The sequence below is a fragment of the Brenneria izbisi genome (genome assembly GCF_025840185.1).
GTDB lineage: Bacteria > Pseudomonadota > Gammaproteobacteria > Enterobacterales > Enterobacteriaceae > Brenneria > Brenneria izbisi.
This window is the reverse complement of record NZ_JAMPJU010000012.1, coordinates 49737-66247: the sequence shown is the minus strand read 5'-3', so window position 1 is coordinate 66247 and position 16511 is coordinate 49737. Positions and strand designations below refer to the sequence as shown.

General features: G+C 53.4%; 15 protein-coding genes and 1 riboswitch. Of the genes, 6 read left to right on the top strand and 9 right to left on the bottom strand.

Going from position 1 to position 16511, the window contains the following annotated elements:
• Positions 1-75 precede the first annotated feature (75 nt).
• Together NC856_RS14460 and NC856_RS14455 are read left to right on the top strand one after the other, a co-directional pair.
• A complete protein-coding gene (locus tag NC856_RS14460) occupies positions 76-1035 on the top strand; it encodes an AEC family transporter (RefSeq protein ID WP_264091143.1) in 960 nt (319 codons plus the stop codon).
• Positions 1036-1074: 39 nt separating this feature from the next.
• The gene (locus NC856_RS14455) at positions 1075-1299 is read left to right on the top strand and encodes a zinc ribbon domain-containing protein (protein WP_264091142.1); all 225 of its coding nucleotides are present in this window, start codon (positions 1075-1077) and stop codon (positions 1297-1299) included.
• Between the two features lie 6 nt (positions 1300-1305).
• Here the strand turns inward: NC856_RS14455 and NC856_RS14450 are convergent, their stop codons facing one another.
• From NC856_RS14450 to xseA, 3 genes are all read right to left on the bottom strand, one after another.
• Positions 1306-1647 carry a protealysin inhibitor emfourin gene (locus NC856_RS14450; RefSeq protein WP_264091141.1) on the bottom strand — a complete coding sequence of 114 codons (342 nt, stop codon included), beginning with the start codon at positions 1645-1647 and terminating at the stop codon, positions 1306-1308.
• Complete coding sequence (locus NC856_RS14445; RefSeq protein ID WP_264091140.1) at positions 1644-2687, bottom strand: M4 family metallopeptidase; 1044 nt, start codon at positions 2685-2687, stop codon at positions 1644-1646. Before NC856_RS14445 ends, NC856_RS14450 begins: the two co-directional genes overlap by 4 nt.
• Before the next feature lie 168 nt (positions 2688-2855).
• Entirely contained in the window at positions 2856-4244 is a 1389-nt protein-coding gene (gene xseA / locus NC856_RS14440) for an exodeoxyribonuclease VII large subunit (RefSeq protein WP_264091139.1), read from the bottom strand.
• A gap of 171 nt (positions 4245-4415) precedes the next feature.
• Here xseA and guaB point away from each other — a divergent pair, with 171 nt between their 5' ends.
• Both guaB and guaA read left to right on the top strand, forming a co-directional pair.
• Positions 4416-5882: an IMP dehydrogenase gene (guaB, locus tag NC856_RS14435; RefSeq protein ID WP_264091138.1), complete on the top strand. Its 1467-nt coding sequence runs from the start codon at positions 4416-4418 to the stop codon at positions 5880-5882.
• 91 nt (positions 5883-5973) lie between these two features.
• Positions 5974-7551 (top strand): glutamine-hydrolyzing GMP synthase, encoded by a 1578-nt coding sequence (gene guaA / locus NC856_RS14430; protein WP_264091137.1) that lies wholly within the window; start codon positions 5974-5976, stop codon positions 7549-7551.
• Positions 7552-7732: 181 nt separating this feature from the next.
• On the opposite strand, the gene NC856_RS14425 is transcribed toward guaA, so the two are convergent.
• Together NC856_RS14425 and NC856_RS14420 are read right to left on the bottom strand one after the other, a co-directional pair.
• Positions 7733-8107, bottom strand: coding sequence for an Atu4866 domain-containing protein (locus tag NC856_RS14425; RefSeq protein WP_264091136.1), 375 nt, complete (start codon positions 8105-8107; stop codon positions 7733-7735).
• Positions 8108-8118: 11 nt separating this feature from the next.
• The gene (locus tag NC856_RS14420) at positions 8119-9204 is read right to left on the bottom strand and encodes an aldo/keto reductase (RefSeq protein ID WP_264091135.1); all 1086 of its coding nucleotides are present in this window, start codon (positions 9202-9204) and stop codon (positions 8119-8121) included.
• Between the two features lie 161 nt (positions 9205-9365).
• Here NC856_RS14420 and NC856_RS14415 point away from each other — a divergent pair, with 161 nt between their 5' ends.
• Positions 9366-10256, top strand: coding sequence for an AraC family transcriptional regulator (locus NC856_RS14415; RefSeq protein WP_264091134.1), 891 nt, complete (start codon positions 9366-9368; stop codon positions 10254-10256).
• A gap of 124 nt (positions 10257-10380) precedes the next feature.
• Here NC856_RS14415 and NC856_RS14410 read toward each other — a convergent pair whose 3' ends face one another.
• Positions 10381-11043 (bottom strand): chorismate mutase, encoded by a 663-nt coding sequence (locus NC856_RS14410; protein ID WP_264091133.1) that lies wholly within the window; start codon positions 11041-11043, stop codon positions 10381-10383.
• On the bottom strand, positions 11040-12839 hold the full coding sequence (lepA, locus tag NC856_RS14405; RefSeq protein WP_264091132.1) for a translation elongation factor 4: 1800 nt from the start codon (positions 12837-12839) through the stop codon (positions 11040-11042). Before lepA ends, NC856_RS14410 begins: the two co-directional genes overlap by 4 nt.
• 263 nt (positions 12840-13102) lie before the next feature.
• Here lepA and NC856_RS14400 point away from each other — a divergent pair, with 263 nt between their 5' ends.
• Positions 13103-13891 (top strand): DUF3750 domain-containing protein, encoded by a 789-nt coding sequence (locus tag NC856_RS14400; RefSeq protein WP_264091131.1) that lies wholly within the window; start codon positions 13103-13105, stop codon positions 13889-13891.
• Between the two features lie 113 nt (positions 13892-14004).
• Here the strand turns inward: NC856_RS14400 and NC856_RS14395 are convergent, their stop codons facing one another.
• Together NC856_RS14395 and NC856_RS14390 are read right to left on the bottom strand one after the other, a co-directional pair.
• The gene (locus NC856_RS14395) at positions 14005-14574 is read right to left on the bottom strand and encodes an NADPH-dependent FMN reductase (protein WP_264091130.1); all 570 of its coding nucleotides are present in this window, start codon (positions 14572-14574) and stop codon (positions 14005-14007) included.
• A gap of 12 nt (positions 14575-14586) precedes the next feature.
• Positions 14587-15978, bottom strand: coding sequence for an NAD-dependent succinate-semialdehyde dehydrogenase (locus NC856_RS14390; protein ID WP_264091129.1), 1392 nt, complete (start codon positions 15976-15978; stop codon positions 14587-14589).
• Positions 15979-16394: 416 nt separating this feature from the next.
• Positions 16395-16485: riboswitch (TPP riboswitch) on the top strand.
• Positions 16486-16511 lie beyond the last annotated feature (26 nt).

Genomic DNA, 16511 nt, shown 5'->3' with positions numbered 1-16511 from the left:
TGTATTTGGCGGGGCGAAGGGTTCTTTTCGCCCCGCATTGTCGGAGACGAACGCGTTCAGCCAGAAGGGAAAGTCATGTCCTGGGAAACCTGGAGTTTTGCATTTCAAGTCACCATGCCCAATTTGTTGCTCCTGCTACTGGGTATGGGAATGCGTCGGCTGAATCTGTTGGATGACGGGTTCTGTGATTCGGCAATGAAACTGGTATTCAATCTGGCCTTACCCTGCCTGCTTTTTTTCAGTATCGCGACGAATCAACAGTCGATGGCCGATCATCTGCCGATGATGATTTACGGTACGTTGGGAACCCTTGCCACCTTTCTGTTATTGGAGTTTGTGGCTGTCTATCTGGTGAAAGATCCGCGAGAGCGGGGGATTTTCGTTCAGGGCGGCTTTCGTTCCAATACCGGCATCATGGGGTTGGCGTTTGCGATGAGCGCCTATGGTAGTGAAGGTGTGGCGGTAGGTTCGCTCTATCTGACGGTAACGGTGATCTTGTTCAATGTGCTGTCGGTGATTACGCTGACCCGCAGTTTGCGGCGCGACGAGCAGGGAGGGCAGATCAGCACAAAAGCGCTGCTGGTCAGTATCGTGACCAATCCGTTGATTATCGCTCTGGTGTTGGGGCTGCTCTATTCACGCAGTACGTTGCCGATGCCGGAAGTGATTAAGCAGACCGGACATCTGGTATCTGCCCTGGCGTTACCGCTGGCGCTGTTGTGCGCGGGAGCCAGTCTGGATATCCGCACTATGCTGCGAACATCCAATGTTGCGGCGCTTTCTTCTGTCGCCAAATTACTTGTGGTTCCCGGTTTGCTGACGCTGGGGGGGTGGATGGTCGGGTTTCGCGGCGTATCGCTTGGTGTTATTTTCCTGTTTTCAGCGACGCCGACCGCAGCCGGGAGCTATGCCATGACGCGCGCGATGGGCGGCAACGCGACGCTGGCGGCGAATATTATCGCGATGACCACCGTCGGTTCGTTTTTTGTGACGGCGATCGGCCTGTATTGCTTACGTTCGCTGGGCGTGATTTAACCGCAGCAGTGACATAAGGCTTATTCGCAAGGAGATGAAATGGACGCCATGTGTCCGCACTGCAATAACCCGCTGGTCTGGCAAGACGGCGATACATTTCAGTGCGGCGCCTGCCGGCAGCGTTATCGTCGGGAAGCCCGTTGCCCTGAATGTAAGCACTTGCTTGACATGTTGAGGGCCTGCGGCGCGGTGAATTATCTGTGTCGGCAACACGGCTTGATCTCAAAAAAGCGCGTGTTGTTAAACGCTCTTCCCGCTGACTAATCCTGCTTACGGCTGCACGCCGTTACGCCATAGCTCCGTCAGTTCCGGCGGCGCGCTGTCTTCGGGGATCAACAGGATGGCTTCGGCGTATTGCTGATGCGGGTGACCGTAGCTGATATGAATCCGGTAATAAAATTGATCGCCGCGTCCAGGGCCATCTGGCTCGCCGGGTTCACGGGCTTGCGGCAGCGCGTTGAGGATCGCCCGGCAGATTCTCTCTCGTTCTGATACCGGCACACTGGCGAGGACGAAACGGCGCAGGCCCGCCAGCTTGGGGATCCAGGCAAGCCCGCCTTCGCGGGCTAATTCGATAACCGCATCGTCGTTAAGTTCCGGCAACGTTTTCATAAAAGCTCCTGTCTCACCTCCACACCCACCGTTTCCCATGCTTGCCGAATGGTATCGGCAACGCTTTGGTTGAATCGTTTGGCCGCATGACGAATGGTATAACGGGCGAATATTTCGAAATCCGCATTCTGCGGCAGCGATTCATCGCACACGGTGTCATACCAGACTCTACCGGCTTTTTCCCATGAATAGCCGCCCAGTGCGGTGGCCGCCAGATAGAAGGCGCGATTGGGGATACCGGAGTTCAGGTGTACGCCGCCGTTGTCTTCGCGCGTGTTGACATAGTCATGCATATGGGAAGGTTGCGGATCGACGCCTAACAGCAGGTCATCATAGGCTGTCCCCGGATGTGACATGGAGCGCAATCCCATACCGTGAATACCTTCGGCCAGCAAGCCAGCTCCGATGATCCAGTCCGCCTGTTCGGTGGTTTGTCCCAGATGAAACTGTTTTACCATCGTGCCAAAAACATCGGACAGGGATTCGTTCAACGCCCCGGATTGTCGGAAATAAATCAGTCCCGCTTCATTTTCGACAATGCCATGAGACAATTCATGGGCGACCACATCAATCGCAATAGTGAAGCGATTGAATATTTTACCATCGCCGTCACCGAATACCATTTGTTGTCCGTTCCAGAATGCATTCTGATAATCCTTACCGTAATGCACCGTACCGGCCAGCGTTAGCCCTTCGTCATCAAGCGAATTACGCTGAAAAATCCGCCAGAAGAAATCGTAGGTAACGCCAAGATAGTCGTAGGCTTCATCAACGGCGACATCGCCATTACTGGCTTGCCCTTCTGCGCGAACCAGTGTGCCCGGTAGCTGTTGCTGATTTTCAGCGTCGAAAATTTCACGATGCACTTGTCCGGCGGACTGCTGCGCATGGGGTTGTGGCCGGGGATGGTGGCTTACCATCAATGACTGGACATGCATCAACGTCTGTTGGGCGCAGTGACGCTGGTCTTCCGAACCATTGGAGATAATACGATGCAGGATATAGGGGGGGATCACGCCATAAATCGGTCTGGACTTCATACCTTATCTCCTTGGAAAGGCGATCATCGGGTAACGCAGACGATCAACAAAAACGCATGCATTCTTACATTCACCATAAGAATTTAGTCGGCTGGAGATCAGTATAGTTCAGAAGTTGAGGCGGATGACGGGGACAATCATCAGTTTTAGGATAAATCCCTACGGCGATTAAGACTTGTTACGTCGCCTTTTGGCGGGCGCGGCGGCGGGAGTGTGCGGCACGAGCGCGGTGACCTGACTTTCAACCCATCCATCCTGCAACCGGGTTTTCAATGTTGCGCCCGGCGAGATTTGGGCGACGTTTTTCAGCACTTCGCCATCCGGCGTCGTGGTGACGTTATAGCCGCGCGCCAGCGTTGCCAGCGGGCTGACGCCTTCCAGACGCGAACAGGCGACACCCAACCGTTGTTGTTGCTTATTCAGGTTACGCTCAACGGCATTCTGCATCTGATAGCGCAATTGCTGTAAACGCTGCTGCGCACGCTGAATTGTCGGCAAGGGTTGCTGCTGAAACAAACGCTGTTCCATGCGTTCGCGGCGGCGCAAAGTCTGGCGCAACTGTAGCTGCATGGCATCATCCAGCCGCTGGCGAAGTTTCACCAACTGAGCCTGCTGACGCGCCAGCCGCAACTGCGGATGCTGTTGTTGCAAGCGATGATGCCAGCGCGTGAATACCTGATGACGCTGAGCAAGATAGTAATCCATCGCCATTTCCAGACGCTGGCGCTGGGATTGTATCTGACGCAGCAATTCAAGCTGATTACGGCTGACTAACTCTGCCGCGGCGGAAGGCGTCGGCGCACGCACATCACCGACGAAATCTGCAATGGTCACATCGGTTTCATGACCCACAGCACTGACGATGGGGATCCGGCTGGCAAAAATGGCCCGCGCGACACGCTCATCATTGAAGCTCCACAAATCTTCCAGCGAACCGCCGCCGCGACCGACAATCAGTACATCACATTCGTTGCGCAGGTTGGCCAGTTCAATGGCGCGCACAATCTGTAACGGCGCTTCATTGCCTTGTACGGCAGTGGGATACACCACCACGGGCAGTGAAGGATCGCGGCGCTGCAATACGTTTAAAATATCGTGCAGGGCGGCGCCGCTGGCGGAAGTGATTACGCCGACCTGTCTGGCCGGGGAGGGAAGCGCCTGTTTGAACTGCTGATCGAACACCCCTTCGGCTGCAAGACGCTGCTTCAACTGTTCAAACTGCTGTTGCAACAGACCATCTCCGGCAGGCTGCATACTTTCCGCCAGCAACTGATAATCGCCACGCGGTTCATACAGCGTAATGCTGGCGCGTATCAGTACCTGCTGACCGTTTTGCGGACGAAAGGCGACCCGACGGTTGCTGTTGCGGAACATGGCGCAGCGCACCTGAGCGCGTTCATCTTTCAGCGTGAAATACCAATGACCGGAAGATGGCTGCGAGAAGTTGGAGATTTCGCCGGAAAGCCAGATCTGCCCCATTTCCATTTCCAACAATTGTCTAACCGTCTGATTCAGGCGGCTAACGGTAAAAATAGCAGAGGCGGGAAATTGAGACATTGTGAGCTAGATCAAATTTTAAAACAGTGACTTCATTGATTGATACTACCTGCATGTGAAAGGTAATCAAGCTTTTTAGTAAAAAAATGCTGGAGGCAATCGATTACGCTCTGTATAATGCCACGGCAATATTTTATCCGTTCTTACACCCACCTTGGTGAGATATTGCCCATGCTACGTATCGCTAAAGAAGCACTGACGTTTGATGATGTTCTCCTTGTTCCTGCCCACTCCACTGTCTTGCCTAACACGGCTGATTTAACCACCCAACTGACGAAAAAAATTCGTCTGAATATCCCTATGCTGTCGGCTGCGATGGATACCGTCACCGAATCTGGTCTGGCGATCGCGCTGGCTCAGGAAGGTGGCTTGGGCTTTATTCATAAAAATATGTCGATTGAGCGTCAGGCGGAAGAAGTCAGCCGCGTAAAAAAACATGAAAGCGGGGTGGTCGTTGATCCACAAACCGTTACGCCAAATACCACATTGCGTCAGGTAAAAGAATTGACCGAACGTAATGGTTTCGCCGGTTATCCGGTTGTGGCCGAAGGCAATGAACTGGTGGGAATTATTACCGGTCGTGACGTGCGCTTTGTGACCGATCTGGATCTACCGGTCAGCGCCGTGATGACGCCGAAAGCGCGTCTGGTTACGGTAAAAGACGCGGAAGCGCGTGAAGTCGTTCTGCAAAAAATGCATGAAAAACGCGTGGAAAAAGCGCTGGTGGTGGACGAGCAATTCCGTCTGCTCGGCATGATTACCGTTAAAGATTTTCAGAAAGCAGAGCGTAAACCCAACGCTTGTAAAGATGAGCACGGCCGCCTGCGTGTCGGCGCGGCGGTTGGCGCGGGCGCGGGTAATGAAGAGCGTATCGATGCGCTGGTCGCGGCGGGGGTGGATGTGTTGCTGATTGACTCTTCCCACGGTCATTCCGAAGGCGTGTTGCAACGTATTCGTGAAACCCGCGCCAAATACCCTGATCTGGAAATCATCGGCGGCAACGTGGCAACGGGCGCAGGCGCCATAGCGTTGGCGGAGGCTGGCGTCAGCGCAGTGAAAGTCGGCATCGGCCCTGGTTCCATTTGTACCACCCGTATCGTGACCGGTGTCGGGGTTCCTCAGATCACCGCTATTTCCGATGCGGTTGAAGCATTGGAAGGCATCGGTATTCCGGTTATCGCCGATGGCGGTATTCGTTTCTCCGGCGACATCGCCAAAGCCATTGCAGCGGGCGCCGCTTGCGTCATGGTAGGCTCAATGCTGGCGGGGACGGAAGAATCTCCGGGCGAAATCGAACTGTATCAGGGGCGTTCTTTCAAATCTTACCGTGGTATGGGCTCACTGGGCGCGATGTCCAAAGGATCTTCCGACCGCTATTTTCAAAGCGATAACGCCGCGGACAAACTGGTGCCGGAAGGCATTGAAGGCCGCGTGGCCTATAAAGGCCGCCTGAAAGAGATCGTTCACCAGCAAATGGGCGGTCTGCGCTCCTGTATGGGGCTGACCGGCTGCGGCACTATCGACGAACTGCGCACCAAAGCGGAATTCGTACGTATCAGCGGCGCCGGTATTCAGGAAAGCCATGTTCACGACGTGACCATCACCAAGGAGTCACCGAACTACCGTATGGGTTCATAAGGTGATTTGCAGGCTGATTTAACCCGTTAAACCCGGTAACATTGCCGGGTTTAATCACTTTTGCTTTTTCGTATTTTGGAATACGCCTCTCATGACAGAAAACATTCATCAACACCGCATTCTCATTCTGGATTTCGGCTCGCAATATACGCAGTTAGTAGCACGACGCGTTCGTGAATTGGGCGTTTATTGTGAACTTTGGGCATGGGACGTCACTGAAGCGCAGATCCGTGAATTCAATCCTAACGGGATTATCCTTTCCGGCGGCCCGGAAAGTACCACTGAATTTGATAGCCCACGCGCGCCGGAATACGTATTCCAGGCTGGCGTACCGGTTTTAGGCGTTTGCTACGGTATGCAGACTATGGCGATGCAACTGGGTGGTCATGTGGAAGGCTCCAGCGAACGCGAGTTCGGCTATGCGCAGGTGGAGGTGAAAACGGACAGCGCGCTGGTTCGTGATATTCAGGATGCGTTGAGCGCCGCAGGCGCGCCGCTGCTGGATGTATGGATGAGCCACGGCGATAAAGTCACCGCCATCCCTGAGGGGTTTGTGACCGTCGCCAGCACGGATACTTGCCCGTTCGCGATCATGGCAAACGAAGAAAAACGTTTTTACGGCGTGCAGTTTCACCCGGAAGTCACCCACACTCGTCAGGGACAACGCATGTTGGAGCGTTTTGTACGTGATATCTGTGAGTGCGAAGCGCTGTGGACGCCAGCCAAAATTATTGATGATGCGGTAGCGCGTATTCGTCAGCAGGTCGGTGACGATCAGGTGATCCTCGGTTTGTCCGGCGGTGTGGATTCCTCCGTAACGGCGATGCTGTTGCACCGCGCGATTGGCGAACGCTTGACCTGCGTATTCGTGGATAACGGCTTGCTGCGTTTGAACGAAGCGGATCAGGTGCTGGAAATGTTTGGCGACCACTTCGGCCTGAACATTGTTCATGTCCCGGCGGAAGCGCGCTTCCTGAACGCGCTGGCGGGCGTGGACGAACCGGAAGCGAAACGTAAAATCATCGGGCGGGTGTTTGTTGAAGTCTTCGACGAAGAAGCCAGCAAGCAGTCTGAAGTGAAATGGCTGGCGCAAGGCACCATTTACCCTGACGTTATCGAATCCGCCGCTTCCGCAACAGGCAAGGCGCACGTCATCAAATCTCACCACAATGTCGGCGGATTGCCGAAAGAGATGAAGCTGGGTCTGGTTGAACCGCTGAAAGAATTGTTCAAGGATGAAGTCCGCAAGATCGGTCTGGAACTGGGTCTGCCGTACAACATGCTGTACCGCCATCCCTTCCCTGGACCGGGACTGGGCGTGCGTGTGTTGGGCGAAGTGAAGAAAGAGTATTGCGACCTGCTGCGTCGTGCCGATGCGATCTTCATTGAAGAACTGCACAAAGCCGATCTGTACAACAAAGTCAGCCAGGCTTTCACCGTCTTCCTGCCGGTTCGTTCCGTTGGCGTAATGGGCGATGGCCGTAAATATGATTGGGTCGTCGCACTGCGCGCCGTTGAAACCATCGACTTTATGACCGCGCACTGGGCGCACCTGCCGTATGAATTCCTTGGCCGCGTATCGAATCGCATTATCAACGAAGTGGACGGTATCTCGCGCGTGGTTTACGACGTGTCCGGTAAGCCGCCGGCGACGATTGAGTGGGAATGATCCCTCATCTGGAAACACACCTGCCTGATGGTGGCAAATAAGACTAAGCCCGCGTAAATGCGGGTTTTTTTGCGTCTTTATTGGATGCTGTCGGGCAAATAAAAACCGGGAATAAAAACATCCCCGGATTTTTATGCACATTTCTCAGGCTATTGATCGTGCCGGTATCGCGGGGCCGACCTTATTTTTTTCGATAGAAAACCATGCCGCCGTGGTGCAACTCATCATGATTTACAAAGACGCCATCGGCGCTAAAGCCACTATCGTCCCAATAGTCAATGCGATTACCTGTTATTTCGTAACGGCCTTGATAAGCGCTTTGGCGGTTGCCCCGCGCTTCGTCGTAACGCCCGTTGGGTAAAAACGCCTGACGGATGTGTCCATCCGCCGTGATCCACATGCCGATATAGGGGTGGTGCTGCATCTTCTTCTCCGTTTGATGGGCAAGGAGCATGACATTTCGCAACCCGCGCGAGATATCGTCCAGGGGAAATCTGTCCGCTGGCAGGGCGCTGCTGGTTGCGCAAACCAGCGTCAGAAGGGCAAGTGCTGTCATCCTGAGCACTGTCATGGCGCAACGTCCCGCAACAAAGAAGTGCGATTGCCGCCGCCGAACATGATATGCCGCGCCATAGGACGGTCCATAAAGCGAGCCGGAAAGATCGGTTCGGGCGTGCTCGCCAAATCGAGTCGTTGTCGCTGCGCGGCGGTCAGGGAAACGCCGGGAGCGCCGAAATTATCCTCGGCCTGCGCCAGTGTCCGCGCGCCTATTATCGGCGAGACCACCGCGGGATTCAGCAGCGTCCATGCCAGAGCGACCTGCGAGCGGGTGGCGCCGACCTCATCGGCGATTTCACCGACAACGTCGGCGATGGCGAACGCCCGCTCACTCAGATGCCCGGATGAGGCGATGACTCTCTTGCGGTTATCGGAAATCTGGGCCTCGCTTTCCTGCGTCAGATCGGCACGATGGTACTTCCCGGTGAGGAGCCCCCCGGCCAACGGCGACCACGGCAAGACGCCGAGACCCATCGCTTGCGCCATCGGGATGAGTTCGTGTTCCACCGTGCGTTCGATCAGGCTGTATTCGATCTGCAAAGCGACGAACGGCGACCAACCGCGCAGATCGGCAATCGTCTGCATTTGGGCGATCAACCAGGCTGGCGTGTTGCAGATGCCGACATAGAGGATCTTTCCTGTGCGCACAAGGTCATCCAATGCGCGCATCACTTCCTCAGGGCGCGTCGTGAAGTCCCACGCATGCACATAGAGCAGTTCGATCCGGTCGGTATCAAGTTGCCGCAGGCTGGTTTCCAGCGAGCGCACCAGATTCATGCGATGATTGCCGCCGGAGTTTGGATCGCCGGGGGTTCGCGCCATCGTAAATTTCGTGGCGAGCACAATTCGGTCGCGTTTTTCTTTTACCAGCCTGCCCAGAATGGTTTCGGATGCACCATTGGTATAATTGACTGAGGTATCGATAAAATTGCCGCCATAATCGACATATAAGTCGAATATTCGTTTTGCCTCGGTTTCATCCGAGCCCCATCCCCAGTCGCAGCCGAACGTCATCGTGCCGAGAGCCAGTGGCGATACCCGCAAACCGGATCGTCCGAGCAAGCGATATTGATCGAGTGTTGTATTCATTGACATGTATAGGCGTCTCCATAGAAAGTAAATACGTCGCTGTTTGATTTACTCGTTATCTATTTAAGCGAGATTGTGTTAGTGAAGGGTAGACGGTTTGTCCGCAATGCTTGCACGATTATGCGAATACCAGCCGTGCTGTTTTATTTGTATAAGGTGATTTGAGGATGACTCAACTTGATAGACTGGCGGAGATTATTGGACGCCATGCGGCTGATGACGGTGTAAATTCGTGCCCATTACCTGGCGTAAAGTTGTTGCGCTCTTCAGTGCCGACGATGCCGATACCTGTTATCTACGAGCCGACGCTTTGTCTCATCGCTCAGGGACGAAAACAGGCTATGCTCGGCACCACTGCTTTTGTCTATGATCCCGCCACTTACATGATGGCCTCTGTCGATCTACCGGTTATGGGGTCGGTTATCGAAGCAAGCGCGGAACGGCCATACTTATGTCTGCAAATCTCGCTTAATATGGCGGAACTGGGCGAACTTGCGATCCGTTATCCAATGCCATTGCAAAAAGCGCATGATTTTCCTTTGGGTTTAACGCTTAATCGCACCACCCCTGAACTCTTGAATGCCGCTGTACGTCTGGCGAGCTTGCTGGATACGCCAGAAGATATTGGCGCGCTTGCTCCGCTGGTGTTACAAGAGATCCTTTACCGCCTTCTGACCGGTGACGGCGGTAACACTATCCGGCATATGGTTCTGGCTGATAGCCGGTTGAACCATATTTCTCGTGCCATTGTCTGGATCAAAACCCATTTTCGTGAAACCTGTCCTGTCGAACAGGCGGCAGAAATTGCGGGTATGAGTCGCTCCACCTTTCATGCTCATTTCAAAGCCGTTACCTTGATGAGTCCGCTTGAATTTCGCACACGGTTACGTATGTTGGAAGCTCAACGTCTGATGATAAGTGATGCACTGGATGCCGCCAGTGCCGGTTTCCGTGTCGGTTATGCAAGCCCATCTCAGTTCAGCCGGGATTATGCCCGTATTTTTGGCATGCCTCCCGCCAGGCACGCCGCCCAACTGCGCAGAACAATGCCAACGTAGTTGAATACCAGTATGCAATATGAAATTTTCGGATTCCGGCGTCTTACCGGACGTAAACGCCCGGTTTCCGGTTTATGATGGCAAATGCCGATACGCGGCGGGAGGGCAGTCTCTGCTGTCTACACTACTTCAGTTTGATCTGATTTAATGCCAAACAAAGCATTTCTTTATCGGACGTTTTCAGGTTATGTCGTTGTATTGTCTGGATAGATGAACAGTAATCGACCTTAACGCCGCGTTTGTTTTTTAGCTCATCGGCGATTTGCCGGATAGTGGCGTCACTCAGCGCGCTAATTTGTTGCCGGATATCCGCCAAATCGCGCGGTTTCCAGTGTTGCTCCGGCACGGATAGCCAGTCGGCGCGATAGCGATATTGAATGGCTTTGGCCACGCTGATTTGTGCAATCATAAAGTTCTTGACGGATTCCCCTTCCAGACCCAAAGATTCTGCCTCAGCCAATGATTTTTCAATCACCTTACGCTCCTGGGGCAGATCCTCTACGGGTAAATGATTTTCAGCCTTATACCCAGCGACATCTTTCATATAATCCAAACGCTGATCAATCAGTTGCGTTATTTTCTCGTTTTCGCCGGCCTGGGCGGTTAATGCCCAAAAAGAAAAGACAGCCCAGCATAAAATATGAGGTTTAATTAAATACTGAAAATAACGAGATAAACGGTTATCACCCTTAATCATAAATCCCTCTTTTATCGATCGATATTGACTGAAAATTGCTTTAAATATACCCATGATAATTCCAGGTGCAAGTGTACGATAAATAATCACCCGTCAATCGCTAAAATCGCCATGAACGCCTCACGAGGGATTTCCCGTTTTGAAAATCCGATATTGTGTTTCTTATTTTCGCGTTGCTTACGGATGAGACGTTTTTTCTGCGATACGCTGCCCTGAAATCCTTGCGCCAGCGCGGTTTTCCGCAACGGCGGAATATCTTCCCGCGCGATAAAGCGGTTTTCCACTTTTGCCTGTACCGGCACCGGATACAGCTTGCGTGGGATGACGTACTTAAGCGTTTTCACGATTTCGGACGCCCGCGCCCAGGCTTTTTGTCGGGCGATAATAAAAGAAAAGGCGTCCACCAGTTGGTTATCGAGATAAATATCGCAGCGCACCAGATCGGAGCGGCGATAGCCTGAAAATTCGTAATCAAGCGTGGCGTAGCCCTGGGTGAGGGATTTCAGCGTATCAAAAAAGCCGAAAACCATCTCATTAAGCGGGATCTCCCAGGTCAAACGCACGGCGCCGCCGTCCAGATAATGCATATCCACAAACTCGCCGCGCCGGGAGGCACAAAACTCCATCATTGCGCCCACATAAGTATCCGGCGTGTGAATGGTGCCGACGACATAAGGCTCTTCGACGTAATTCAGCACGTCTTCACCCGGAAAATGAGCTGGATTATCGACGCTCAGGCATTGACCGTTATGTAACCAGACGCGATATTCAACGCTCGGCGCGGTGGCAATCACAGAGATGCCGTATTCTCGTTTCAGGCGCTCGCGGACAATATCCATGTGCAGCATACCCAGAAAACCACAGCGGAAGCCCGCGCCCAGCGATGCGGAGACTTCCGGTTCAATATGCAGCGCCGCATCATTAAGCGACAGTTTATCCATGGCGTTGCGCAATCCTTTCAGATCATCATCGGCATCAGGATAGAGGCCGGAAAACACCATCGGTTTCATCTCCTGATAGCGGGAAACCGCTTCGGTTGCGGGATTTGCCGCCAGCGTCAGGGTATCGCCAACCCGGATCGCTCCCGCATCTTTAATCCCGGCGGCGATATAGCCCACTTCGCCCGTATCCAGTTTTTTACACGGCTGACGCTCAGGCAGGAAAGCCCCGGTTTCAGTGACCTCAAAGCGAAAACCGGATGACATGAAACAGAGGGCATCGCCGATGTTGATGCTGCCGTCCACAATACGCACATGCATGATGGCGCCGTGATAAGGATCGTAATGGGAGTCAAATACCAACGCCCTGAGCGGGGCGTGCGATTCGCCGCGCGGGGAGGGGAAATGCCGGGCGACAAACGCGAGCACGGCGGCTACGCCTTCTCCGGTTTTTGCCGATACCGGCAATACCGTGCTGATATCCAGTGCGGGAATGTCAGCCAGTTGCTGCATCACGTTATCGATATCGGCTTGCGGACTATCAATTTTGTTCAGGACCGGCAGTATGGTCAGCCCATGTTGTCGCGCCAGATTGAGATTGGCAATGGTCTGGGCTTGAACGCCTTGCGTGGCGTCAATCAGCAGTATCGCGCCTTCGCAGGCGGCCAGGCTGCGTGAAACTTCCGCGGAAAAATCAACGTGTCCCGGCGTATCCACCAGATTGAATTGATACTGGCGGCCCTCATCGCTCTGATAGCGCATGCGTACCGTTTGCAGCTTGATGGTGATACCGCGTTCACGCTCAATATCCATTGAGTCGAGCAGCAGTTCCCGCATGTTTCGCTGGGCCACGGTAGAGGTTAGCTCAATAAAACGATCGGCAAGCGTGGATTTGCCGTGGTCGATATGGGCGATAATGCAAAAATTACGAAGGGAGGAAAATGACATGGAAATGGCCTTTTACATCACTGTTCCGCTTATCAACCAGCGCTGGCAATCGAGCGGACAAGAGAAATCACACTGAATATTCAGTGAACGAAAAATCAAAAAGATGTAAAAGTAGATAGCCGATGCGGATGATAACGCATTCCATTTTCGACATGCAAGCCTGTGTGCATGACAGCCCGATTTTTCTTGCGGCGACGGTTGATCAGCGCATTTGATGTCGTGAATGTTCATTTTAAATGTCCTTTCAGTGGATTAGTTGGCCTATGACGTACTTCAAAATGCTGAGTCTTGGTTTTCTCTGTGTGTTGCTTTTGTCGTTCTGGCAGAGTTGGGCGCATTCAACCCGTAATGGAGAGACATTTAGTGGTCAGGGCTGGTCGTCGTCACGGCGCGATTCAGCCGGGATCGCGCCGGATCCGGTGCGGTCGCGCAGTATCGCCATCGTTCAGGTTTATGCCGCGCCAACCTACGGCTGGCGCGGTCTGGTCGCGGTTCATCCGTGGATTATTTTCAAGAACGCCGGGGAAACGCAATATCGCCGTTACGAGGTGGTCCGTTGGGGCAGCGATGACGTGGTGCGTCTTAATCGCTCGCTTCCTGATGGATTCTGGTACGGCGCGGCGCCAAAGCTTCTGGCGGAACATCGCGGCGCGCAGGCGCAAGCCATGATCCCGCAAATCGAAGCCGCGATTAAAAGTTATCCCTGGCCGCGAACCTATCGGGCCTGGCCGGGGCCGAATAGCAATACCTTTATCGCGCATATCGGCAGAGAAGTACCGCAATTGAAGCTGGACTTGCCCGCCAACGCCATCGGTAAAGATTACCGACCGTTAACGCGTCCGATTGGTTTACCGCCGTCTGGCCTGGGGCTACAGATATCGCTGTTAGGGGTGCTCGGCATGACCGTGGGCGTGGAAGAAGGCATTGAGGCTAATATTCTGGGCGTCAATCTGGGGGTGGATGTCAATCCTCCGGCGTTGCGCTTGCCGTTTATTGGCCGACTCGGTTATGACAATAATGCGCAAGAGAAGACAGAAAAGAATGAAAGCTGATCATCTCGTACTGACAAACTGATGTCCGCTGACTTGAGTCGCATTGGCGGGGGGTAACAGCGAAAGAATACCGTCCTCCAGCCATAACGAGCGCTGGCGGACGGTATTTGCAATCAATTACGTGCGTCAATAAAGAACGACTTTTGCCGTGCGATGACGTCAGCGAGTGTCTTCATTTGTTCCGTAATCAAGCCAAGGATTTTTTCGTCTTGCAGATTACCATGCTCATCAAAACCGCCGGCAAACGCATTCGAGAACACTTCCGGCTTGTTGAGCGGATGAATGTTCAAGTAGACACAGGTTTGACGCAGGTGATATTGCGCGCGGGACGTCCCCATTCCGCCGCCGGCTCCCATCAGGGCGGCTGGTTTGTTGTCCAGCACATTGATATCAGGAAGACGGGAAAACCAGTCAAGAATGTTCTTCAGAGCCGGTGCCATGGAGTAGTTGTACTCCGTACTGGCGAAGACGAAGCCATCGGCATCTTGCGCCTGACGAGCAATACGTTGTACCGATTCAGGTATGTCGGTAAGGTCGGCATTGTAAAACGGCACATCCAGGAGCTCGGCGATTTCCAGCGACACGCCCGGCGGCAGCACCGATTGGGCTGCGCGCAGCAGCCCACGGTTGGTGGAGGCTTTGCGCAGGCTGCCTGCAATACCTAACAGTTTAATCGTGCTCATCGTGTCGCGTCCTTAAAACTCAGCATCAATATCGACAACAGAAATCAATTTGTGATTAACAAACTCTTTGATGCCTAATCCGATGAGTTCACGTCCATAGCCGGAACGACGAACGCCGCCGAAGGGCAGGTCGGCTTTCACCCGCGTCGGGTGGTTGACGTACACCATGCCCGTTGAGATGCGTTTCGCGACCTCAGCACCATGCGCCGTATCGCGTGTGAATACGGAACCACCAAGGCCGAAAGGCGAGTCGTTGGCAATGAATACCGCGTCATCTTCATCTTTAGCGCGGAAGATCATGGAAACCGGGCCGAAAAACTCCATATGGTAAGCCGGGTTATCGGGGGTGACATCCGTCAGGATCGTCGGTTGAACGAAAGCGCCTTGCTGCGGCACTTGCGGGCCGACTTCCACCGCCACCGCGCCGTGAGAAACGGCTAACTGGATTTTTTCTTTCACTTCTTCAACGGCATCCTGCGAAGAAAGCGGGGCGAGAGTGGTGTTTTCATCGAAAGGGTCGCCAGCGCGCAGTGCGGCAACGCCCTGTGTATAACGCTCAAGAAATTCGTCATATACCTCGTCAACGATGATCATGCGTTTGGAGGAGACGCAAACCTGACCGCCGTTCCAGTGACGGCCAAACACTGCCCATTTAGCCGTTTTTTCCAAATCGGCGTCAGCCAGAACGACAAACGCATCGGCGCCGCCTAATTCCAGCGTCGATTTCTTCAGTGCTTTCGCGGCCTGCTGCGCCACCGTTGCCCCAGCGCCTTCCGAACCGGTTAACGCGACGCCCTGCACCCGCGGATCGTTCAGAATCATCTCGATATGATTGCGGTTGGCGTACAGGTTGGTGAATGCGCCATCCGGCAAGCCTGCATCTTTCATCAGTTGTTCAAAACGGGCGGCGCTTTGCGGAACGTTTGATGCGTGTTTCAGGAGCATGGTATTACCCGCGGAAAGTTGCGGCGCAATAATGCGGGCAATCTGATAATACGGGAAGTTCCAGGGTTCGATAGCCAGCAGTACGCCCAGGGGTTCATGAACCACCTGCGCCGTCGCTTCTTGCGGGTTGGCGACCGGGAGCGTTTCAGGTTCCAGTAAACGTTCCGCATTGTGCACGTAATACTCGAAGATTTGGGCTGACAATTCGACTTCCGCACGCGCTTCGCCAATCAGTTTTCCCATTTCAAGCGTCAGCAAACGTGCGAACTCTTCCTGATTCTGACGCAACAGATCGGCCGCTTTTTGCAATATCGCGCCGCGCGTTGAGAACGATTCCTCTTTCCATTTCAGAAAGGTATTATGTGCTTTCGCGATGGCATCAGTGACTTGAGCGTCAGTAGCGTCTGGGAACGTTTTAATGACTTCGCCCGTATACGGGTTGGTTGTTGCATATCCCACTGTAAACCTCCTGAAAATAAGATGTACAAAAGTATGATGCTTGCATGAACTCCAGCAAGTGTTCCGCCTGTACAACGCGATGGACGAAAGTTGCCGAAAGTTGATACTTTTAGGTGACATACATACCAATAAATTTCGAGATGCCGCCAGTACGCGCAACCACTCGAAAGATGATCAGTATAGGCAAAGGTTCTTATAATTTCCTCATTAGACTTATAATTTGCGTAGTAATAAACAACATAATATCGACCACAATGCGCTACACCTGGTGAAATGGTGATGAAAAAGGCGCAAGGTATTCAGGTCATTTCAAGAGCAGTTAACAGTTTGCGATTGCTGTTCATTGCGCGCTTATATACCTTTTTATCTGTATGAGTCGCGCTGATGGCGGCTCTATTCTTGTATGACAATGATTTATCAATGACTCGGGGTGTCCGTAAGGGCTGAGAAATACCCGTATTACCTGAACTGGATAATGCCAGCGGAGGGAAGTCACGGTATACCAACCGGTTACCGCCTTCTTGATCGCCGGT

What these genes read in the sequence shown, in the direction of transcription:
- NC856_RS14455 (WP_264091142.1), top strand. Translation starts at nt 1,075, where the DNA reads ATGGACGCCATGTGTCCGCACTGCAATAACCCGCTGGTCTGGCAAGAC.
- NC856_RS14445 (WP_264091140.1), bottom strand. Translation starts at nt 2,687, where the DNA reads ATGAAGTCCAGACCGATTTATGGCGTGATCCCCCCCTATATCCTGCAT.
- guaB (WP_264091138.1), top strand. Translation starts at nt 4,416, where the DNA reads ATGCTACGTATCGCTAAAGAAGCACTGACGTTTGATGATGTTCTCCTT.
- NC856_RS14425 (WP_264091136.1), bottom strand. Translation starts at nt 8,107, where the DNA reads ATGACAGCACTTGCCCTTCTGACGCTGGTTTGCGCAACCAGCAGCGCC.
- xseA (WP_264091139.1), bottom strand. Translation starts at nt 4,244, where the DNA reads ATGTCTCAATTTCCCGCCTCTGCTATTTTTACCGTTAGCCGCCTGAAT.
- lepA (WP_264091132.1), bottom strand. Translation starts at nt 12,839, where the DNA reads ATGTCATTTTCCTCCCTTCGTAATTTTTGCATTATCGCCCATATCGAC.
- NC856_RS14460 (WP_264091143.1), top strand. Translation starts at nt 76, where the DNA reads ATGTCCTGGGAAACCTGGAGTTTTGCATTTCAAGTCACCATGCCCAAT.
- NC856_RS14400 (WP_264091131.1), top strand. Translation starts at nt 13,103, where the DNA reads ATGACGTACTTCAAAATGCTGAGTCTTGGTTTTCTCTGTGTGTTGCTT.
- NC856_RS14450 (WP_264091141.1), bottom strand. Translation starts at nt 1,647, where the DNA reads ATGAAAACGTTGCCGGAACTTAACGACGATGCGGTTATCGAATTAGCC.
- NC856_RS14420 (WP_264091135.1), bottom strand. Translation starts at nt 9,204, where the DNA reads ATGTCAATGAATACAACACTCGATCAATATCGCTTGCTCGGACGATCC.
- NC856_RS14395 (WP_264091130.1), bottom strand. Translation starts at nt 14,574, where the DNA reads ATGAGCACGATTAAACTGTTAGGTATTGCAGGCAGCCTGCGCAAAGCC.
- guaA (WP_264091137.1), top strand. Translation starts at nt 5,974, where the DNA reads ATGACAGAAAACATTCATCAACACCGCATTCTCATTCTGGATTTCGGC.
- NC856_RS14415 (WP_264091134.1), top strand. Translation starts at nt 9,366, where the DNA reads ATGACTCAACTTGATAGACTGGCGGAGATTATTGGACGCCATGCGGCT.